This is a genomic window from Bradyrhizobium sp. HKCCYLS2038 (genome assembly GCF_051167655.1).
Lineage (GTDB): Bacteria > Pseudomonadota > Alphaproteobacteria > Rhizobiales > Xanthobacteraceae > Bradyrhizobium.
The window spans coordinates 50851-70487 of record NZ_JBNPTM010000001.1 but is presented as its reverse complement, the minus strand read 5'-3'; the positions used below and the strand labels follow the sequence as shown (position 1 = coordinate 70487).

Annotated in this window: 18 protein-coding genes; 7 read left to right on the top strand and 11 right to left on the bottom strand. The window is 65.4% G+C overall.

What is annotated here, in order from left to right:
- Positions 1-206: 206 nt before the first annotated feature.
- From ACQR1I_RS00340 to ACQR1I_RS00320, 5 genes are all read right to left on the bottom strand, one after another.
- Positions 207-2867, bottom strand: a complete 2661-nt coding sequence (locus ACQR1I_RS00340; protein ID WP_434865209.1) for an EAL domain-containing protein — start codon at positions 2865-2867, stop codon at positions 207-209.
- A gap of 300 nt (positions 2868-3167) precedes the next feature.
- Positions 3168-4007, bottom strand: coding sequence for a M48 family metallopeptidase (locus ACQR1I_RS00335; protein ID WP_434865208.1), 840 nt, complete (start codon positions 4005-4007; stop codon positions 3168-3170).
- A gap of 208 nt (positions 4008-4215) precedes the next feature.
- A complete protein-coding gene (locus tag ACQR1I_RS00330; protein ID WP_434865207.1) occupies positions 4216-5544 on the bottom strand; it encodes a polyhydroxyalkanoate depolymerase in 1329 nt (442 codons plus the stop codon).
- 123 nt (positions 5545-5667) lie between these two features.
- The gene (locus ACQR1I_RS00325) at positions 5668-6480 is read right to left on the bottom strand and encodes an ABC transporter permease (protein ID WP_434865206.1); all 813 of its coding nucleotides are present in this window, start codon (positions 6478-6480) and stop codon (positions 5668-5670) included.
- Entirely contained in the window at positions 6477-7268 is a 792-nt protein-coding gene (locus tag ACQR1I_RS00320; RefSeq protein ID WP_434865205.1) for an ABC transporter ATP-binding protein, read from the bottom strand. The genes ACQR1I_RS00325 and ACQR1I_RS00320 overlap by 4 nt, the downstream gene beginning before the upstream one ends.
- Before the next feature lie 97 nt (positions 7269-7365).
- Here ACQR1I_RS00320 and ACQR1I_RS00315 point away from each other — a divergent pair, with 97 nt between their 5' ends.
- The 3 genes from ACQR1I_RS00315 (at position 7366) to ACQR1I_RS00305 (ending at position 10327) form a co-directional block, all read left to right on the top strand.
- Positions 7366-8727 (top strand): ActS/PrrB/RegB family redox-sensitive histidine kinase, encoded by a 1362-nt coding sequence (locus ACQR1I_RS00315; RefSeq protein ID WP_434865204.1) that lies wholly within the window; start codon positions 7366-7368, stop codon positions 8725-8727.
- 152 nt (positions 8728-8879) lie between these two features.
- Positions 8880-9434, top strand: a complete 555-nt coding sequence (locus ACQR1I_RS00310) for an ActR/PrrA/RegA family redox response regulator transcription factor (RefSeq protein WP_434865203.1) — start codon at positions 8880-8882, stop codon at positions 9432-9434.
- A gap of 146 nt (positions 9435-9580) precedes the next feature.
- Positions 9581-10327: a hypothetical protein gene (locus ACQR1I_RS00305; protein ID WP_434865202.1), complete on the top strand. Its 747-nt coding sequence runs from the start codon at positions 9581-9583 to the stop codon at positions 10325-10327.
- A 131-nt stretch (positions 10328-10458) separates the two neighbouring features.
- On the opposite strand, the gene ACQR1I_RS00300 is transcribed toward ACQR1I_RS00305, so the two are convergent.
- The 3 genes from ACQR1I_RS00300 to ACQR1I_RS00290 all read right to left on the bottom strand — a co-directional run bounded on the left by ACQR1I_RS00300 (position 10459) and on the right by ACQR1I_RS00290 (position 11667).
- On the bottom strand, positions 10459-10824 hold the full coding sequence (locus tag ACQR1I_RS00300; protein ID WP_434865201.1) for a hypothetical protein: 366 nt from the start codon (positions 10822-10824) through the stop codon (positions 10459-10461).
- Positions 10825-11201: 377 nt separating this feature from the next.
- The gene (locus tag ACQR1I_RS00295; protein ID WP_434865200.1) at positions 11202-11498 is read right to left on the bottom strand and encodes a hypothetical protein; all 297 of its coding nucleotides are present in this window, start codon (positions 11496-11498) and stop codon (positions 11202-11204) included.
- Complete coding sequence (locus ACQR1I_RS00290; protein ID WP_434865199.1) at positions 11491-11667, bottom strand: hypothetical protein; 177 nt, start codon at positions 11665-11667, stop codon at positions 11491-11493. Before ACQR1I_RS00290 ends, ACQR1I_RS00295 begins: the two co-directional genes overlap by 8 nt.
- Positions 11668-12133: 466 nt before the next feature.
- On the opposite strand from ACQR1I_RS00290, the gene ACQR1I_RS00285 reads away from it, so the two are divergent.
- Together ACQR1I_RS00285 and ACQR1I_RS00280 are read left to right on the top strand one after the other, a co-directional pair.
- Complete coding sequence (locus ACQR1I_RS00285) at positions 12134-12271, top strand: hypothetical protein (RefSeq protein ID WP_434865198.1); 138 nt, start codon at positions 12134-12136, stop codon at positions 12269-12271.
- A 95-nt stretch (positions 12272-12366) separates the two neighbouring features.
- Entirely contained in the window at positions 12367-12912 is a 546-nt protein-coding gene (locus ACQR1I_RS00280; RefSeq protein WP_434865197.1) for a DUF1488 domain-containing protein, read from the top strand.
- 70 nt (positions 12913-12982) lie between these two features.
- Here ACQR1I_RS00280 and ACQR1I_RS00275 read toward each other — a convergent pair whose 3' ends face one another.
- Positions 12983-13465, bottom strand: coding sequence for an MmcB family DNA repair protein (locus ACQR1I_RS00275; protein WP_434865196.1), 483 nt, complete (start codon positions 13463-13465; stop codon positions 12983-12985).
- Positions 13466-13590: 125 nt separating this feature from the next.
- On the opposite strand from ACQR1I_RS00275, the gene ACQR1I_RS00270 reads away from it, so the two are divergent.
- Positions 13591-15300, top strand: coding sequence for an alpha-amylase family protein (locus ACQR1I_RS00270; protein ID WP_434865195.1), 1710 nt, complete (start codon positions 13591-13593; stop codon positions 15298-15300).
- A 222-nt stretch (positions 15301-15522) separates the two neighbouring features.
- Here the strand turns inward: ACQR1I_RS00270 and ACQR1I_RS00265 are convergent, their stop codons facing one another.
- Complete coding sequence (locus ACQR1I_RS00265; protein ID WP_434888695.1) at positions 15523-17121, bottom strand: alpha-amylase family glycosyl hydrolase; 1599 nt, start codon at positions 17119-17121, stop codon at positions 15523-15525.
- A gap of 143 nt (positions 17122-17264) precedes the next feature.
- On the opposite strand from ACQR1I_RS00265, the gene ACQR1I_RS00260 reads away from it, so the two are divergent.
- Entirely contained in the window at positions 17265-17933 is a 669-nt protein-coding gene (locus ACQR1I_RS00260; protein ID WP_434865193.1) for an MBL fold metallo-hydrolase, read from the top strand.
- Positions 17934-18014: 81 nt separating this feature from the next.
- Here ACQR1I_RS00260 and ACQR1I_RS00255 read toward each other — a convergent pair whose 3' ends face one another.
- The gene (locus ACQR1I_RS00255) at positions 18015-19607 is read right to left on the bottom strand and encodes an extracellular catalytic domain type 1 short-chain-length polyhydroxyalkanoate depolymerase (RefSeq protein ID WP_434865192.1); all 1593 of its coding nucleotides are present in this window, start codon (positions 19605-19607) and stop codon (positions 18015-18017) included.
- Positions 19608-19637 lie beyond the last annotated feature (30 nt).

Genomic DNA, 19637 nt, shown 5'->3' with positions numbered 1-19637 from the left:
AGTTAGGTCGACAACTCCACACCCACCGTGATTCCGGGGCAAGGCCGCAGGCCTTGAACCCGGAATCTCGACATCGTCTGACGTTTCTTTTCCAACAAGCTCGGGATTCCGGGTTCAATCGCCAACGCGCTGGCGCGCGTCGACGATTGCCCCGGAATGACGGTGGAGGCGAGGCTGCAGGACGGAAACGATGCGGCCCGGCTGACTCAGCCAGCCGCCTTGGCGACCGGACGCGGGGCGGGCTTAGCCGCAGATGGGCCCACCGCCTGCGCCAGCGCGCGCCCGACCTGCCGTAGCATCAGGCTCGCGCGGTGTGCGCTATAGTCGAGCAGCCAACGGCTGAAGGCACTGGCGGCCATCGGGCGTGCGAACAGGAAGCCCTGCATCGCATCGCAGCCGAGCTCGGCCAGCAGCTTGCGCTGCGCCTCGGTCTCGACACCCTCGGCCACGACGGCCACGTCGAGACTCTGGCCGACCCTGACCACGGCGGTCACGATGGCGCGGGTACCCCTGCCATTCTCGAGGTCGCGCATGAAGCCGCGGTCGATCTTGAGCTCGTCGATCGGCAGCTGTGCCAGACGGCTCAGGCTGGAATAGCCGGTGCCGAAATCATCCAGCGACAGGCCGACGCCCATGTTGCGCAACTCGCTCATGGTGGCGATCACGGTGGCGCGTTCGTTGAGGATCACGCCTTCGGTGATCTCGAGCATCAGCATCTTCGCCGGCAGGTCGTTGGCGGCCAGGATCTGGGCCACGACAGCCGCCAGATTGACGTTCTGGAAGTTGATCGGCGACAGGTTCACCGAGATGCAGGGGATGTCGAGGCCGGCGCGGCGCCACGACGCCATCTGCTGGCAGGCCGTCTTGATCGACCACACCCCGATCTGCTCGATCAGGCCGCATTCCTCGGCAAGCGGGATGAACTTGGCGGGCGAGACGTCGCCCAGCACCGGATCGTGCCAGCGCGCCAGCGCCTCGACGCCATGGATGGCGCCGTCGCGGGTGCGAATCTGCGGCTGGTAGTGCAGGGTCAGCGCCTCGCTGGCGATCGCCTCGCGCAGCGCCGTCGAATGCATCAGCCGTTCTTCGGCGAGCTTGTCGATGTCGGCGCTGAAGAAGCGATAGGTGGCGCGGCCGGCGCGCTTGGCCTTGTACATCGCCCCGTCGGCCTGCTTGATCAGGGTCTCGATATCGGTGGCGTTGTCGGGATAAAGGCTGAGCCCCATGCTCGCGGACATCGGCACCTGGCGTTTGCCGATCGTGAGCGGCATCGCCAGCGCCGCGGTGATGCGCGCCGCGGCCAGCGAGGCCTCCAGCGCGTCGCGGTTCTGCAGCACGATGACGAACTCGTCGCCGCCGAGCCGGCCGAGCATGTCGCCGGTGCGGATCTGTGCGCGCAGGCGGTTGGCGAAGCCGACCAGGAACTCGTCGCCGGCGGCATGGCCCAAGGTGTCGTTGACGTCCTTGAAATTGTCGGCGTCGAGGAAGGCGACGGCGACATGGCCGCCCTCCGGGCACGCCTTGATGGCTTCGGCGATCAGCGACGGGATGCGGGCACGATTGGGCAGCCCCGTCAGCATGTCGTGATAAGCGACCTGCGAGATCGTCGACCGCACCTCCTGGCGCTCGATCGCGAGCGAGCCGAGCTGGACGCACGCGTTCACGATCTGCTCATGCCAGGGGCTCGGCCCGCGGCATTCGCGGTAATAGAAGGCGAAGGTGCCGATGACGCGGCCGTCCTTGCCCTTGATGGGGGTCGACCAGCAGGCGCGCAGGCCCGCTTCCAGCGGTCCGGCCTTGTAGGCCTGCCAGCGCGGATCGTTGTCGATGTCGCGCGACAGCACCGGCTCGCACAGATAGGCGGCGGTTCCGCACGATCCGACGTCGGGCCCGATCTTGACGCCGTCGAGACCAGCCGAATAGGCCGGCGGCAGGCTCGGGCCGCCGAGCGGATGCACGTGGCCGTCGGAATCGACATGCAGGATCGAGCAGACCACGTCCGGTGCGAGCTCCTCGACCTGACGGCACAGCTGGTCGGCGATCGTCGTGATCGCGACGTCTGACGCCAGCGAGGACATGATCAGCTGCTGCAGCGAGCGCAGCTGCTTGGTCTCGCGGATGTCGTTGAGCAGTCCAACCAGGTATTTGACCTTGCCGCCCTGGTTCCGGTGCGCCTTGACGTGGGCGGTTGTCCAGATCTCGCAGCCCGTCTTGTCGTAGATCAGCAGGTCTTCCTCGATGCCCGTTTCGCCGACCACGCATTGATTCAGCCGCTCGACTGTCTCCGGTGCGGTGCACGGTCCGACGAGAAGCTTTGTCACGTCGCGGCCAAGCGCCTCCTGCGCGCTGTAGCCGAAGATGCTGGTGAAGGCCGCGTTGGTGTAGAGGACCTTGAGCTCGGGATCGGTGACGACGACGGCGCGGTTGCTGCGGTCGGCAACCGACATCAGCAATGCGTTCTGCTCGCGAGCGACCACTTCGGCAGAAATGTCCTGAAGGAAGACAACCGACTGCACCGGCGCGTGATCCGCCGCCAGCGCTTGGGCACGGCAGCGCAGCCGGCTCCGCGAGCCGTCCGAGTGTTTGAGCGTCAGCTCGCGCGATTCGGGCTCCTGGTCACCCACAGTGGAAGGGTCACCATCGGTGCTCTCCGCCGTCGCAGCGGCCAAGTCGGCCGGCAGACCGAGGCTCTCCAGATCGGCGCCGATCAGCGTCGCGAGATCGCGACGCAACAGCGCTGATGCGGCAGGATTGGCGTGATGAACCCGGTCGTGCGCGTCGAGGAAGAGAATCGCTTCAGAGGCACGATCGAGAGCGGCCGAGAGCACGTTTGCGAATGCGGCCAGTTGGAACTCGCTTGCAAGCATCGTTCGATTCGAGGCGCGCTGCACGTTCCGAGGGAAACGGCCGGCGCTTTGGTTGCAGCGAACGGCCCGGCGGCTCGCAGGGACGTCACCTGGGGATGAATGACGTCAATCTGGCGAGTGCAGCGTTACAGCCACGTTAAAGCCCCGCTGCAAACGGCGCGATGGCGCGACCTGCACGCGGGAAGGCTTAAGGAATTGATAGTCGTCCCGCGGAGATCGCCCGCATTGCAGTTCCCTGCTGCGGATACAAAATGGCCCGGTCCGCAAGGGCCGGGCCATGTCGTGCCGAGGTCGTGTGCCTCAGTCTTCGACGCCGTAGCGATGCAGGTCGTTGCCGCAGGTGTCGAGCCACTTCTTGGCGCGTTCCACCGAGGAGCAGACCTTGCCGCACACCTTCCAGAACCGTGGCGAGTGGTTCATCTCGATGAGATGAGCCACCTCGTGCGCGGCGAGATAGTCGAGCACGAAGGGCGGCGCCAGGATCAGTCGCCACGAGAACGACAGCGAACCGGCCGAGGTGCACGAGCCCCAGCGGCTGGACTGGTCTCGGATCGACAGCCGCTTGACCTTGACGCCGAGCTGCTCGGCATAGGAATCAGAGGCCTTCTGCAGGTCGCGCCTGGCCTCGCGCTTGAGGAAGTCGAGCACGCGGCGCTCGGTGTGCTCGATGCCGCCGGCCACGCACAGGATCTTCTCGCCACTGTCGCGCGTCTCGGTCCAGACCGTGCCGCGCTCACCGGCGCGATGCACGATCTTATGGGGAACGCCTCGCAACGGCACCACGATGCCCGGCAGGAACGGCGCCGCCTTCGGCAAACGGCCGAGACGCGCCGCGATCCACGCGCCATGACGCTGCGCGAAGTCCTTGGCTTCGATGATCGTGCCGCGGGGAGGCATCGTCAGGATCGCTTCGCGATCCGACGGATGAATTCTCAGGGTATAACGTCGCGCACGACGGTGACGCCGCAATCTAATCGAGTAGATTTGCGAGCCGTGCTTGACGAGAAGACGCGAAGGTTCGGCGGGCCGCCGATAGAGTAGCGCGCGAGTGGCCATTTCTGTCAGTCCGGGGGGTAAGAACTCGCCCGGATTTTGCCATATCCACCGCCAGGGAAAGCGCTCGGCGCAAAAACAAATCATTTGCCCAACATACAGGGGCTCGGAGGGTTCCGCACCCTACAGTTTGGGGCTCGCCCGCCGCCGAACTGCCGAATCCAGATTCAAAAGCATCGCTCAAGCAGTGAGGCCACATTCACTGCTTAAGCGACCCGGATTTCCCGGTTTTCAATGTCTCTTCAAAGAGTTAACGCGCAGCCGGATTCGGATGCGCGAGAACGCTCGTTGGTGCTCATTCAGCCGCAATGGTGATGAGCGACTTGGGATCCGCTGCGGACAACATGAAATCGCAGATGCGCGGCACGATCTCCGACTTGAATCGCGATCCATTGAACACGCCGTAATGCCCGACGCCCGGTTGCACGTAGTGCACGCGGCGATGATCGGGGATCGACGAGCAGAGTCCATGCGTCGCTTCGGTCTGACCGATGCCGGAGATGTCGTCCTTCTCACCTTCGACAGTCATCAGCGCGACGCGCGTGATCTTCGACGGGTCGACCAGCGCGCCGCGATGGGTCATCTCGCCCTTCGGCAGCGCGTGACGGATGAACACCGTCTCCACGGTCTGCAGATAGTACTCCGCAGCCAGGTCCATGACGGCCAGATACTCGTCGTAGAAGTCGCGATGCTTGTCGACCTGGTCGCCGTCGCCCTTCACCAGGTTGGCGAACAGCTCCTTGTGGGCGTCGACATGGCGGTCGAGGTTCATACTGATGAAGCCGTTCAGCTGCAGGAAGCCCGGATAGACGTCGCGCATGACGCCGGGGTGCGGGAACGGCACCTTGGTGATGACGTGGTTGCGGAACCAGTCGATGCCGCGCTCCTGGGCGAGATTGTTGACGCCGGTCGGATTGCGCCGCGTATCGATCGGGCCGCCCATCAGGGTCATCGAGATTGGTGCGAACGGGTCGCGTTCGGCCTCCATGACCGAGACCGCCGCCAGCACCGGCACGGCCGGCTGGCACACCGCCATGACATGCATGTTGGTGCCGAGGAAGCGCAGCATCTCGATGACGTAGTCGATATAGTCGTCGAGATCGAAACGCCCTTCGGCCAGCGGCACCATCCGGGCATCGGCCCAATCGGTGATGTAGACCTCGTGGGTCGGCAGGAACGCCTCGACCGTGCCGCGCAGCAGGGTCGCGTAATGGCCGGACATCGGCGCCACGATCAACAGCCGGGGCTGCGGGGCGCGGAGGGGACGGCTCAGCTTGCGATCGAAATAGAGCAGCCGGCAGAACGGCTTTTCCCAGATCGAGCGGACCTCGACCGGCGTCCTGATGCCGTTGACCTCGGTTTCGTCGAGGCCCCATTCGGGCTTGCCGTAGCGGCGCGTGGTGCGCTCGAACAGCTCGCAGGCCGCCGCGATCGACTTGCCCATCTCGGTGTGGGCCCAGGGATTGAGCGGGTTCTGAAACAGGATCTTGGTGGCGTCGGTGACGGCCCGCGCAGGATTGAGCGAGGCGTGCGCCATCTCGTACATCCAGTACATCGGCGTCGTCAGGATCGGACTGCCTTCTGACGCCAGTGGCGGTGCGCCGCCAAACTCACCTATCGGCATTCTTGTTCTACCTCTCTGCAGCGCAGCATACTGCCGAATGCGTAATTAAGCGTCAATGCGCTGTGTTACGAGTTCGTGCCTGAAAGAGGCGAAAAGAGCCCGGAAATCCACGGGAAAAAGCAATTATTCGCCCGAGGATAGCAGTGATCCGGCGCGACGCGCGCTGCGCAACAGGGCAACGAATGCTGCAAACGACGCCAGCAGCAGGGCAGCATTGAGCCCGAGCGACGTCAGCATCAGGTCCGAACGGAAGACGTGGTCGGTCAGCAGCGCGCGCATGCCCTCGAACACGTAGGTCGGCGGCAGCGACCAGGCGACCAGCTGCAGCCAATGCGGCAGCACCTGCACCGGATAATACACGCAGGCGAGCGGCATCAGCGCGAACATCAGGGTCCAGACGATGCTCTCGGCGCCGAGCCCGTTGCGCAGCACCAGGCCGGACACGAAGATCCCGACCGCCCAGGAGGTGAAGATCAGGTTGCAGAAGAAGGCGACCAGCGGCAGGCCGAGACTGTAGAAGTTGAAATCGAAGAACCACACCGCGATCAGCGTCATCGGGATGATGCCGATGGCCAGCCGGATCAGGCTCATCGTCATCAGCGCCAGCAGGAATTCGATCGGGGTCAGCGGGCTCATCATCAGGTTGCCGATGTTGCGCGCCCACATCTCCTCCAGGAAGGAGATCGAGAAGCCGAGCTGGCCGCGGAACAGGATGTCCCACAGGATCACGGCGCCGATCAGCGTGCCGCCGGCGCGGGCGAAGAACCCGGCATTCGCCGTGATGTAGGTCTGCAGGAAGCCCCAGGTGATGATCTGCAGGGTCGGCCAGTACATCAGCTCCAAGAGCCGCGGCCACGACGACAGCAGCAGATACCAGTAGCGCAGGATCATCGCGCCGACCCGGTGCGGCGCGATGCGCAAAGACACGTCGTTCATTGCGCGGCCTCCCGGTCGCGGCCGCGGGCGACGTCGAGGAACACCTCCTCCAGGGTCGCGCGATTGTAGCGCGCCATGATCTGGGCCGGGCTGTCGTCGTCCTCGATGCGGCCGCGCTTCATGATGATGACCCGGTCGCAGAGTCGCTCGACCTCCAGCATGTTGTGCGAAGCGAGCAGGATGGTCGCGCCGCGGCGCTGTCGGTAGCGCTCGAGATGGCCGCGCACCCAGTCCGCGGTGTCGGGATCGAGCGAGGCGGTCGGCTCGTCGAGCAGCAGCAGTTCGGGATCGTTGATCAGCGCCTTGGCCAGTGCCACGCGCGTCTTCTGGCCCGCCGAGAGCTTGCCGCTGGCGCGGTCGATGAAGTCCGTGAGGTCGAGCTGGTCGGCGAGCTCGGCGATCCGCTGCTTGAGATGGTCGACCGCATAGAGCCGGCCGAAGATGGTGAGGTTCTGCCGCACCGTGAGCCGCATCGGCATGTCGACATAGGGGCTCTCGAAGTTCATCCGCCCGAGCACGGCGGCGCTCTCGTCGGGCATCTTGTGGCCGAGCACCTCGACGCTGCCGGATGTCGGCTGCACCAGCCCCATGATCATGGCGATGGTCGTGGTCTTGCCGGCGCCGTTGCCGCCCAGCAGCCCGGTGATGCTGCCGCGCCGGATCGTGAAGGAAATGCCGTCGACGGCCGTCGCCGTCTTGTAGATCTTGGTCAGCCGCGCCACGGCGATCGCAGGCGAGCCTGAACCGGAAGCGGACGATGGAGCCTGCGCTGCGTCATCTTGCATCATGTCGGGAGTTCATTGAGGCATTGTGCCACAAATCGCAACAGGCCACCAACGACGGGTCCGATTTGTCGCCGCGTTGCCGCGGCATTAAGTTCCTGCCATGACCGACGCCCTGATCATCGACACGCCCGACACCGACTATCGCCACCCGCGCCAGCGCGTCCGGCTCGACACCATCCTGCGGCTGCGGTGGCTGGCGGCGCTGGGGCAGCTCAGCGCCATCTTCATCGTCGTGCAGGGGCTGGAATTCGACCTGCCTGTGGTCCCCTGCCTCGCCGTGATCAGCGTGTCGGCGCTGCTCAATCTCGCCCTGCAGATCGCCTTTAACCCAATGCAGCTGCTCGAGCCGGCCCATGCCGGCGGCCTGCTCGCACTCAACATCGTCGAGCTGACGGTGCTGCTCTATCTCACCGGCGGGCTGGAGAACCCGTTCTCCTACATGTTCCTGGCGCCGGTGCTGATCGCGGCGACCGCTCTGCCCGTACGCCTCACGATCATGCTCGGGCTGCTCGCGGTCGCCTGCGCCACGGCCCTGTTCTTCATGCATCTGCCGCTGCCATGGGAGGGCGAAGAGCCGCTGATCTTCCCGCCGGTGTATCTGTTCGGCGTCTGGCTCTCGATCGCGCTCGCGATCGGCGTCACCAGCCTCTATGCCTTCCAGGTCACCGAAGAGGCGCGCAAGCTGGCGGACGCGCTTGCGGCCACCGAACTGGTGCTGGCGCGCGAGCAGCACCTGACCCAGCTCGACGGCCTCGCCGCCGCCGCCGCCCACGAGCTCGGCACGCCGCTCGCGACCATCGTGCTGATCTCGCGCGAGCTGGAGCGCGCGCTGCAGGACAACGGCCAGGTCACCTCCGACATCAAGACGCTGCGCGAGCAGGCCCAGCGCTGCCGCGACATCCTCGGCAAGATCACCCAGCTGTCGTCCACCGGCTCGATGTTCGACCGCATGAAGCTGTCGACGCTGATCGAGGAGACGGTCGCGCCGCATCGCGACTTCGGCGTCGACATCAAGGTGCGGGTCGCCGTGACCGCCACCAAGGAACCGGTCGGCAGCCGCAATCCGGCGATCCTCTACGGGGTCGGCAACATCCTGGAGAATGCCGTCGACTTCGCGCGCAATACCGTCGAGGTGAACGCCTGGTGGAACAACGAGACCGTCGAGCTCGTGGTCTCGGACGATGGACCCGGCTTCGCCCCGGAGATCCTCAAGCGGATCGGCCAGCCCTATCTGTCGCGCCGGCGCAGTGCCGAGGATGCCCAAGGCGGCAACCAAGCCGGCAACCAGGGCGGCGGGCTCGGGCTCGGCGTGTTCATCGCCCGGACCTTGCTGGAACGGACCGGCGCCAAGGTGTCGTTTACCAACCGCACCTTTCCCGACCACGGCGCCGTGGTCCAGATTGCCTGGCCACGCCGGCGGTTCGAAGCCGGCGAGGACGGCGACACGGCGGAACCGGACTAGCCGGTTTGCCGGCTACTGGTATACCGGGCCGGCGCGGCGTCACGCCGCAGACTGCGGCAACCCGCGATCTTGGCAGCAAGCCATGCGAAGACCATATGTCTCTCATGACAGATCGTCTCGTAACTTCGAGCCTTCTTCTCAAGGATATGACCGTGGGTGCCATCGCCGAACTGACGAACCATCCGGACCGCTCGCTTCTCATCGTCGAGGACGACAAGCCGTTCCTGGAGCGGCTGTCTCGCGCCATGGAGACACGCGGCTTCACCGTGACGTCGTGCGAGAGCGTGGCCGAGGGCATCTCCCAGATCGGCAAGTCCGCGCCGGCCTTCGCGGTCGTCGACCTCAGGCTCGGCGACGGCAATGGCCTCGACGTCGTATCGGCGTTGAAGCGCAAGCGCCCCGAGGCGCGGGCCATCGTGCTGACCGGCTACGGCAACATCGCCACCGCCGTCACCGCCGTGAAGATGGGTGCCGTGGACTACCTCGCGAAACCTGCCGATGCCGACGACGTCGTCGCCGCGCTGCTGTCGACCGTCAGCGAGAAGTCCGAGCTGCCGTCAAACCCGATGTCGGCCGATCGCGTCCGCTGGGAGCACATCCAGCGCATCTACGAGATGTGCAACCGCAACGTCTCGGAGACGGCGCGCCGCCTCAATATGCACCGCCGCACCCTGCAGCGCATCCTCGCCAAGCGCGCGCCGAAGTAACCTTTTTCCGTGGGATCCGCTCGCTTCCCAGGCATGGACGATCCCGTCCATGCCTGACATCTCACGCCCTGCACCGCACTGAGCTTCGCCAGCTGCAAGGTGAAAGCTCCCATGGTACCTCTTGAGGAGAACCACGGAGCTGGTGAATGGGCGTTCTCTACTCGCATTGTCTGATTCCGCGAGACAACACGATCCGACCCAGCCCGGAACAGATCACAGCGCTGATCGCGGCCTGGGTGGAGCAGCGCTACATCATCGTGGGCGCGTTGCCCAACCCGAAGCCTTGGATGGCATCGAAGGCGCAGACCGGCGCGAGCTTCTGGACGGATCCCTCGCTGAAGGAGCCGGATCCCGAGCCGGAGCCTCTGCCTGCTCCCCCACAATCGTTCTGGGCGAGACTCCTCGGCAGGCGTTCCCCGGCCCCTCGCCGGGCGCGTCCCGATCCAATGCTGCCGTTCGTGATCCCTCCAGCCGGACTGTCCTGGACTGCACTCAGCCAGCCGGATGCCATGATTTCCTGGGCGGGTCACCCCGACGCCCTGTATCCGATGGAGACGATCGCAGACGAGCCGGTCGAATTTCATACGATCAACATTGAGCTATCAAATGACTTCGTGGATCCAGGCACCGACGTGTATGGCGCGGGAGGCGACACCTTGCAGCTCGATGGACGCTGTCGCTGCGGCACCGATCTCCGCTACGAAGGCTCCGGAGAGCGACTGTCGTTCACGCGCATTCGTCGCATTTGCCCCACCTGCGGCGAAGCATTCCGCCCGCAGGACCATGCCGCGGAGATCATCGACGGGATGACGGGCGCCAAGATCGCACAGGCCGGTGGACTCTGCCGCCGCTTTGCCATCAGCATCGATTTCGGCAGGGTCACCCCGTGCTGAGGCGGGATACCGACGGAGAGCTTGTGCTCAGCAAGCCGCAGGTCTCTGAGCGCTTCCTTGGAGCGTGCGAAGCAGCACTCGGCTTCCCGCTCAACGAATTCGAGGATTGGGGCTAGGCACGGTGGCCCGGCTCAATGCGACTTCACGAAAGCCTGCAGCGCGTGGAACAACGTGCGCCGCTGGTTGCGGCTGCACCAGTTGCGCATCCAGCTGTCCATCTCGGTGAGATCGAGCTTGATCTGCATGCCCTCGTCGCCGCGGGCGGCGTTGACGGCCGAGACATAGCCCATCATCCATTGCTGATATTTCGAGATGCTGTTGACGTAGGGGCCGTCGGCGCTGCCGATCGCCTTGTAGGTGCCGGGCGGCTGCTCCTCGGCGGCGACGATGAACTTCTCGCAGGAGTCGGCGCCCACGCCGATGACGTAGAACGCCATTTCCTCCGCGCGGACTTCGGTCGCGAAGAGCAGTATCAGCGCCAAGACTACCCGTCGCATCTGTCGTCCCTGTCCGCACCCCTGGGCTGGATATCGTTGGAGTCTTAAGAACGTTTCGCGTTGTTGCGCCTTATGCGGGGCAATTGTCGGGCATCGCGGCGACGCCAGCCCCGAATCGCGAAAAGAGTCGCTTCACAGCAACACCGGGACCCCGAAGGCCGGATCAAGGCCAGGGTCAGCGGCCAGCGCCGGTATTTAGTGCCTATGGCATAGGCGCCGCCACGATAGGCCCGGTGCTCTCAGGGAAATCTCGCACGGCAGATCACGGCAGATCCTGAGTGAAGGCGAAGAACAGGCCCGACGGCAGCGGCAGCTCGGGGATGGTCGACGGCGCCGCCTCAGGCGGAGTTCCGGGTTGTCACGACGCGTCGTTGCAGTCAGCCTTCGCCGCTCAGGCGGGCAAAATCGGCCAGCACGGCGGCGATCAGCTCACGGTGCTTCGTATCCCGTTCCGAGAGGCTCGCTGCATAGATGTTGAGAAGGTAGCGCGCCTTGGCGGCCGCTTCCGGCCAGGACGCAGCCGCGTTGGCGAGCAGATGCTGCTCGAGCGCGGCCTGCCGCTCGCGCAACTCCTGCGCGTGACTTTCAGCCTCGGCGAGCGCCCGGCGCAGATCCACGGCCTTCTGCTCGCTCATGCCGCGGCGGCTGTCGAGATCGAGCGGTTCGTCAGACATCTCGTGCACCCGTATCGACGCGCCGCGCGCCGGCAAGAACGACCGGACCAGCGGACAGTTTTTCTGTCGTCTCATCCCCCGTGACGACCACCGGAAAGAGCCGCCCGACGGTCGCCAAGCGGCACCGATGATCGAAGGTGACGAAGTCGCGCTGCGAGCCGATGCTCATCGACGCCTGCCTTTCACAAGCTCCGTCGACGCAACTTCGAAGCATCTACGAGCATGCGCCTTGCCGTGGGCAATAGCCACCGCTTTCTCCTCGTCGCAAAACACGCAGGACGCGGCCTTGGTGCTCGCTATTGCATGAGCTCGGGTGTACGATAGCTTATCGCCGTCGTTCGGCGGTCTTCGCTGACGGGGGCTCGCGCATTCCCGTCGCAATCGCCGCAGCATGCGACGCATACTTCGATGTCGAAGGCACGCGGGTCTTTCACCCGTCATCGCCGACGTCCACTGATCCGAAGTCTACTGTCCGACGCGTGCTCGTGGTCGCACGCACTGCGTTCGTAAAACAGACCACTCCGGGCCTGCTGTCGACGAACTTGGCCGACCGATAGTCGCGCCGCTCCCAACAATGACGCAGCGCCTTCATCCGACGCGTTGAACCAGCTCCAACATGGATCGAGGAGACCGAGATGGCCAAGGGTCAACAGAAAAGCAATCGCGAAGCAAAGAAGCCCAAGAAAGAAAAGCCGAAGACCATCGCCGCGGCGCCGAGCCAAAAAGCCGGAGCATGGCAGCCAGAATTGTCAACCGACAAGAAGAAGCGATAGGAGCCATCGTCATTCTCGCCGGTGCTCCCGCCTGCAAAGCCACGCGATCTCGTGAACAGGCGGCCGGGCTTTCTCGATAGCTCAAAGGACAGACCATGGCGCGCGAGACGATCTATGTCGTTCAGGCGTTCAGCGCCGGCCGCGGAGGACGCGCGAAGGCAGACACTCCGATCGCCTGCAAGACGGAAGCAAGCGCGATCAGAACCGCTGAACGGCTGGCGTCGAGCAAAGCAGGCGTCGTCGCGTTCTCGTCCTCAGCCGATCCCGAGATGGGCGACTATGACGACGAGCCGCTGTCGCCGGCGACCATCGCCGTGCGACGATCCTCGGATGCTGTCGAGATGATTCTCGGTGCCATCCCAAACCGATTGGCCACACACATGATCGAGTTTCCCAACCACAGCCGCTCCTATGACCGCACGCGACGGGCCGTTCGGTTCTGGGGCTATGACAGCGCGATGGAAGCTTCGTTCTTCGTCGACGAAGGTGCGCTGAAACATCTTCAGCCCGACACCCGCCTCGACGAATCGGGTTTTCTGACCACGTTCGACTCCAACCGTGATCGCATCTGCGCCGCCGCCGCCAAAATCTATGTCCGCGGCACCAGAGGGTCCTACGATCTGCTCGCCACGCATTTCTGAAGACGTTATCAACGTGCCAATTCCGGCTGATGCTGCGGCACAATCGCGCCCTGCAGCCGGCGCGGCGGGATCAATAGTCAGCGTGGCCCTGCGGGTCGATCAGCCGGTTCATCCGCTGCGCGGCGGCGAGCGCGAAGCGGACCGTCATCAGCTTGCGGGTCGGGGCCGGCAATTTGTGCTCGGGTGCCTCGCAATGCAGATGGGCGCCATAGGCGTCCGCCACGATCAGCCCGGTGCCCTCGGGGAAGATCTCGCACGGCAGATCCTGGGTGAAGGCGAAGAACAGCCGGTCGCAATGCGCCCGGTACTCCTCCCATTTGTGATCGGCGCGCAGATCCTCCAGTGACGATTTGATCTCGACGATCCAGATCTCGCCGCGCTCGTTCAGCGCCACCAGATCGGCGCGGCGGCCCGACGGCAGCGGCAGCTCGGGGATGGTCGCAAAGCCGAGCGAGCGCAGCAGCCGCGACGTGCCGCGCGCGATCGCCAGCGCCGTCTCCGACTGGCGGCGGTCGACCGGAACGAGGCTGATCCTGGCGGCAGATGAGTCCATGGCCGGAGCATAGCCGATTCCGGCCCGCACCCAAGCATGCTCGTCGCCCGGGAAGCGGAACCCGAAGCCGGCCTTCCGCTTAACAACCGGCCGCCAGCGGGGCGGCGCAACGGGGCGCGCCGCTCATGATCGACGATCTCTGGTACAAGAACGCGGTGTTCTACTGCCTGTCGGTCGGCACCTACATGGATGCCGACGGCGACGGCATCGGCGACTTCAAGGGGCTGACGCGACGGCTCGACTATCTGCACGGGCTCGGCATCACCGCGATCTGGCTGATGCCGTTTCAGCCCTCGCCGCAACGCGACGATGGCTATGACGTCGCCGATTATTACAACGTCGATCCGCGCTACGGCACGCTCGGCGATTTCGTCCAGTTCACCCACGGCTGCAAGCAGCGCGGCATCCGGGTCATCATCGACCTCGTCGTCAACCACACCTCAGACCAGCATCCGTGGTTCGTCGACGCACGCAGCTCCAAGACGTCGCGCCATCGCGACTGGTACGTGTGGTCGGACAAGAAGCCGGCTAATGCCGACAAGGGCATGGTGTTTCCCGGCGTCCAGAAAACGACCTGGACGCGCGACAAGCAGTCGGGTGCGTTCTACTTCCACCGCTTCTACGATTTCCAGCCCGATCTCAACACGTCCAATGCCGAGGTGCAGGCCGAGATTCTCAAGATCATGGGTTTCTGGATCCAGCTCGGCGTCTCCGGCTTCCGCATGGACGCGGTGCCGTTCGTGATCGCGACCAAGGGCGCCGCCGCCAAGAAGCCGGTCGAGCAGTACGACATGCTGCGGATGTTCAGAGAATTCCTGCAATGGCGCCAGGGCGAGGCGATCATCCTCGCCGAGGCCAACGTCTTGCCGGAAACCGACATGGAGTATTTCGGCGACGACGGCGACCGCATGCACATGATGTTCAACTTCCACGTCAACCAGCACCTGTTCTATGCGCTCGCCGCCTCAGACACCCGGCCGCTGGCCAAGGCGCTGGAGGCGACCAAGCCACGCCCGGCCTCGGCGCAATGGGGCCTGTTCCTGCGCAATCACGACGAGCTCGATCTCGGTCGCCTGACCAAGCCGCAGCGCGACGCCGTGTTCGCGGCGTTCGGGCCGGACAAGAGCATGCAGCTGTACGACCGCGGCATCCGCCGCCGGCTGGCGCCGATGCTCGGCGGCGACCGCCGCCGCATCGAGCTCGCCTACAGTCTGATGTTCACCCTGCCCGGCACGCCCGTGATCCGCTACGGCGACGAGCTCGCGATGGGCGATGATCTCAGGCTCCCCGAGCGCAATTGCGCGCGCACGCCGATGCAATGGTCGGCCGAGCCGCATGGCGGCTTCACCAAGTGCGAGACATCCGTTTCACCGGTGATCGACCACGGCCCCTACGGCTACGAGCACGTCAACGCGGCCAGGCAGCGGCGCGATCCGAACGCGATGCTGAACTGGACCGAGCGCATCGTCCGCATGCGCAAGGAGGTGCCGGAGATCGGCTGGGGCGATTACACAATCATCGCGACGAAGGACCCGGCCGTGCTGATCATGCGCTACGACTGGCGCAACAACTCGGTGCTGTTCGTGCACAATCTCGATGAGAAGCCGCGCGAGATCAGTTTCGATGCCAGCCTGCCGGACGACACCGGAAAACTGCTGATCAATCTACTGTCCGAGGATCACAGCCACGCCGACGACCGCGGCCGCCACACGCTGGTGCTGGAGCCCTACGGCTACCGCTGGTACCGCGTCGGCGGGTTGGACTATCTGCTGCGGCGGAGCGACATCGAGACGGAGAGTTTGGGGAAGAAGGCAAAGAAGACGCGGCGGCGGTGAGCGCAGCAAGGCACGCAACACAACGTATGAGTCGGCGACGCGGCCTCCTCAAACTCAGTGTCGTCCCGGGTTTGACCCGGGACCAATAGCCACAGGCCGTCGTGTGGCGACGATCCGGAGTTGCCAGCCTGCCTCAAGCGTCTCCCGGGATTATGGGTCCCGGGTCGAGCCCGGGACGACACTGAGTGTGGGATGACGCTGTCGCGCAACGACGAGCAGCAGCTACGCGCTCCGTCCGATCACCACGCCCTCATTTCCCCGCAGGTCCAGCGCGCCGTCGATGCGCTCGCCGTCGCGGTCGAGCCAAGTCGAGAGCAGGATCGTGCCAGCGAGGCCGCTTCCCTCGGTCGCGATCGAGACCGGCTCGTCGGCGAGGTTCAGCGCAATCGTGAGCACCTCGCCGTCGCCCTCGCGACGATAGAGCAGGAGATCACCTTGCGCCGCGACCGGCCGGTAGCTGCCGGTAGCGAGCACGCGATGCGTCTTCCGCAGGCGGATCAGCGCGCGGTAGAGGTTGAGGATCGAGCGCAGGTCAGCGGAGAGATTGACGACGTTCTCATGGGTGTAGTCGTCCGCTACCGTCAGCCAGGGCACGGCTTGCGTGAACCCCGCCTGCGCCAGCGCGCTCCATTGCATCGGCGTGCGGCAGCCGTCGCGGCCGACGCCGATGCCGGGCACATTCTTCTCGAACGGATCGCGCACCTGCGCTGGCGCGATCGGCACCTGATGCATGCCGATCTCGTCGCCATAATACAGCGTCGGCGTGCCGCGCAGCGTCAGCAGCAGCATCGCCGCGACGCGCGCCTGCTCCGCTCCGACACGGCTCGCAACGCGCGGGCGGTCGTGATTGCCGAGCACCCAGTTCGGCCAGGCGCCCGGCGGCAGCGCGGCCTCGTAGTCGGCGACGATGCGCTCGATGTCGCGCGCATGCCAGGGCGCCGACAGCAGCGCGAAGTTGAACGGCAGGTGCGCGCCGCCGAGGTCCTTGCCGTAATAGGTCATGAGCCGCTCGAGCGGCAGATAGATCTCGCCGATCAGCACGCGGTCGTCGAATTCGTCGACCACGGCGCGCATCTCGGCGACGACCTCGTGCACCTCCGGCTGATCGGCGGAATAGCGCGACAGGATCTGCTCATGCGGCGGCCTTTCGCCGTGATAGTCGGGATTGGCCGGGTTGTCGCGAAACTCCGCGTCCTTGATCAGATGCCAGATGACGTCGACGCGAAAACCGTCGACGCCCTTGCCCAGCCAGAACCGCATCACGTTATAGATCGCTGCGCGCACCGCCGGGTTGCGCCAGTTGAGGTCCGGCTGCTGCGCCAGGAAAGCGTGGTAGTAGTACTGCCCGGTCTCTGTATCGAACTGCCACGCGCTGCCGCCGAATTCCGACAGCCAGTTGTTGGGCGGACCGCCGTCGGCAGCGGGATCGCGCCAGATGTACCAGTCGCGATGCGGATCGTCGCGCGACTGCCGCGCCTGCAGAAACCACGAATGCTGATCGGAGGTGTGGTTCGGCACCAGGTCGAGGATCAGCTTGAGCCCGCCGTCGTGCGCGGCCTTCACCAGCGCGTCGAAATCGTCCATCGTGCCGAACAACGGATCGATGCCGGTGTAGTCGGCGATGTCGTAGCCGAAATCGGCCATCGGCGAAGTGAAGATCGGCGACAGCCAGATCGCGTCGACGCCGAGCGTCATCAGATGGGGCAGCCGATGGATGATGCCGGTGATGTCGCCAACCCCGTCGCCGTCGCTGTCCTGGAACGAGCGCGGATAGATCTGGTAGAAAATCCCCTCGCGCCACCAGGCGCCACTCTCCGTCATCTCGCTTCCTTGCGCTCGAACCGTGCGGCCCAACGCAGGAACCGGCGGCGGGTTCAGAAGCCAACCTCCAGAGCCGCGGCTTCAAGCCGCCGCATCGCGATCTTTTCGCTTGGCGCACTGCGAAAAATCGGCATGCTGCCGCCATGACCGACCCAAACCAGAGCAAGGCGAAGGCCGGCGCGATGATCGTGCCCGTGACGCCGTTCGAGCAGAACTGCACCCTCCTGTGGTGCGAGGCGACCAGGAAGGCGGTCGTGATCGATCCCGGCGGCGACGTGCCGAACATCCAGGCGGCGATCGCGCAGGCCAAGGTCACGGTGGAGAAGATCTGGCTGACGCACGGCCATATCGATCACGTCGGCGGCGCGGCCGATCTGCGCGATGCGTTGAAGGTGCCGATCGAGGGCCCTGATATCGCCGACAAGTTCCTGCTCGACAACGTCGTCGCCAGTGGCGCGCGCTTCGGCATGACCGGCGTGCGTGACTTCACGCCGGACCGCTGGCTGGAGGACGGCGACACCGTCGAGATCGGCGAGCTCGTGTTCGACATCCTGCATTGCCCGGGACATTCGCCCGGCAGCGTCGTGTTCTTCAACAAGGCGATGCGCTTCGCCCATGTCGGCGACGTGCTGTTCAACGGCTCGGTCGGCCGCACCGATCTGCCCGGCGGCAGCCATGAGACGCTGATGCGCTCGATCAAGGACAAGCTGCTGCCGCTCGGCGACGACATCGGTTTCATCTGCGGCCACGGCGCCGGCTCGAGCTTCGGCCAGGAGCGGATGACGAACCCGTTCCTCACCGGCATGGCGTGATCGTCAGGCACGTCATTCCGGGGCAGCCCGCAGGGCTGAACCCGAATGACGGCCTCAAAACAATCGCCCGCGCGTGTGAGCTTATTTCAGCCCCACGGCCCTCAGCGCGCGGTTGATGACGGCGGCGACGTCGATGACGCGGCGGCGCTTCGCGGCCGGCGGCGGCGCGATCGGAGAAGGTGCGGCCTTCATCGCAGCGACCGGCGGCGGATCGGCAGGGGTCATGTCGATGGCCTTGGTCACCGCGGGCTTGACCACCACGGGCTTGGCCACCACAGCCTTGGCCACAGCGGGCTGGGCGACAGCGACGTTCGTCGCCACGGGCTTGGCCACCACCGGCGGCTTCACCTCGGCTGGCGCAGCGGCCGGCGCTGCGCTCACGGCCTTGCTCTCGGCCGGCAGCGGCACGCTCGCCACCGGCTCGGCCTTGCGCTTCGGCGGCCGCGCCGCGGAGCGGTTCGGCTTGGCACGCGCAGGCCGTGGCTGCGCAGGCTTGTTCGGCTGCGCAGGCTTGGGCGACTTGGCCGGCACCGTCTCCACCGCAGCCGCCTTCGCCTCGGCCGGTGCGTCGGAAGGCGCATCGCCCGGCCCGAGCAGCAGCTTCGTCAGCGTCGGCAGCGCTGCAATCGGCGACACCTCGGGAATGAGCTTCGTGCTCGGCGACGTCACCGCCGGCTTGGGCTGCCGGATCCAGTCGGTGACGCCAAAGAACTTTGCGATTTGATACGACGAGGAGATGCCGGCCTCGAGCAGGAACGGACCGGCCTTGCCATAGCGCTTGTCGTTGGCGGCGACGCCGATCGGCGTACCATGGGCCATGTTGGTGATGGTGAAGGATTCCACCACCGTCACGCCGTCGGCATCCCACCACTGCTCATGCGGATAGCCGTTGACCTCGTTCGCCGCCATCGGCGCCAGCGGCAAATGATGCAGGTCGAGCCACTGCTTGACGATCTCGCCGGCATTGTCCGGATGCACGGTGTAGTCGGCGGTGCCGTGCCACACCGACAGTTTTGGCCATCTGCCGCGATGGTCCGTGGCGCGGCGGACAAGATCGCCGAGCTCGCCCGCGGGACGCGCCGGCGGCATCCGCATCTGCAGGATCGCATCGCGCATGTTGCGCGCGGCGCCGAACGGCAGCCCGGCGATGACGGCGCCGGCGGCGAACAATTCCGGATGCGCCGACAGCATCGCCATCGTCATCGCGCCGCCGGCCGACAGGCCGGTGACGAAGATGCGGCCGGGATCGATGGCGCAATCGGCGACCATGCGCGCGATCATCTCGCGGATCGAGGCGACCTCGCCCTGGCCGCGCGTGATGTCCTCGGACTGAAACCAGTTGAAGCAGCGCTGCGGATTGTTGATGCGCTGCTGCTCCGGCATCAGCAGCGCGAAGCCGAAATGCTTTGATAGCGTCGACCAGCCGGCGCCGAGGTCGTAGTCGGCCGCGCCCTGCGAGCAGCCATGCAGCACGACGACGAGCGGCAGCAGCGGCTGACGCTGCGCCGGCACATAGGCGAACATCTTCAGGCGGCCGGGATTGTCGCCGAAGCCCTCGACCTCGATCAGCGGACACTCGGGCACCGAACGTGGCTGACGGTGGAAATCGAATCCCGTGATGCCGTTCAGCTCGCGCAGCCGTCGCAAATATTCAACATTTTCAGCGAGGGACAACGGCAGCTCCTTGGCAGTCACATCTTCACG

Bases quoted from the DNA above. Each gene is read 5' to 3' on its own strand.
- ACQR1I_RS00260 (WP_434865193.1), top strand. From the start codon at position 17,265: ATGACCGACCCAAACCAGAGCAAGGCGAAGGCCGGCGCGATGATCGTG.
- ACQR1I_RS00265 (WP_434888695.1), bottom strand. From the start codon at position 17,121: ATGACGGAGAGTGGCGCCTGGTGGCGCGAGGGGATTTTCTACCAGATC.
- ACQR1I_RS00285 (WP_434865198.1), top strand. From the start codon at position 12,134: ATGGCCAAGGGTCAACAGAAAAGCAATCGCGAAGCAAAGAAGCCCAAG.
- ACQR1I_RS00300 (WP_434865201.1), bottom strand. From the start codon at position 10,824: ATGCGACGGGTAGTCTTGGCGCTGATACTGCTCTTCGCGACCGAAGTC.
- ACQR1I_RS00305 (WP_434865202.1), top strand. From the start codon at position 9,581: ATGGGCGTTCTCTACTCGCATTGTCTGATTCCGCGAGACAACACGATC.
- ACQR1I_RS00330 (WP_434865207.1), bottom strand. From the start codon at position 5,544: ATGCCGATAGGTGAGTTTGGCGGCGCACCGCCACTGGCGTCAGAAGGC.
- ACQR1I_RS00280 (WP_434865197.1), top strand. From the start codon at position 12,367: ATGGCGCGCGAGACGATCTATGTCGTTCAGGCGTTCAGCGCCGGCCGC.
- ACQR1I_RS00315 (WP_434865204.1), top strand. From the start codon at position 7,366: ATGACCGACGCCCTGATCATCGACACGCCCGACACCGACTATCGCCAC.
- ACQR1I_RS00340 (WP_434865209.1), bottom strand. From the start codon at position 2,867: ATGCTTGCAAGCGAGTTCCAACTGGCCGCATTCGCAAACGTGCTCTCG.
- ACQR1I_RS00335 (WP_434865208.1), bottom strand. From the start codon at position 4,007: ATGATTTGTTTTTGCGCCGAGCGCTTTCCCTGGCGGTGGATATGGCAA.
- ACQR1I_RS00325 (WP_434865206.1), bottom strand. From the start codon at position 6,480: ATGAACGACGTGTCTTTGCGCATCGCGCCGCACCGGGTCGGCGCGATG.
- ACQR1I_RS00290 (WP_434865199.1), bottom strand. From the start codon at position 11,667: ATGAGCATCGGCTCGCAGCGCGACTTCGTCACCTTCGATCATCGGTGC.
- ACQR1I_RS00295 (WP_434865200.1), bottom strand. From the start codon at position 11,498: ATGTCTGACGAACCGCTCGATCTCGACAGCCGCCGCGGCATGAGCGAG.
- ACQR1I_RS00270 (WP_434865195.1), top strand. From the start codon at position 13,591: ATGATCGACGATCTCTGGTACAAGAACGCGGTGTTCTACTGCCTGTCG.
- ACQR1I_RS00275 (WP_434865196.1), bottom strand. From the start codon at position 13,465: ATGGACTCATCTGCCGCCAGGATCAGCCTCGTTCCGGTCGACCGCCGC.
- ACQR1I_RS00320 (WP_434865205.1), bottom strand. From the start codon at position 7,268: ATGATGCAAGATGACGCAGCGCAGGCTCCATCGTCCGCTTCCGGTTCA.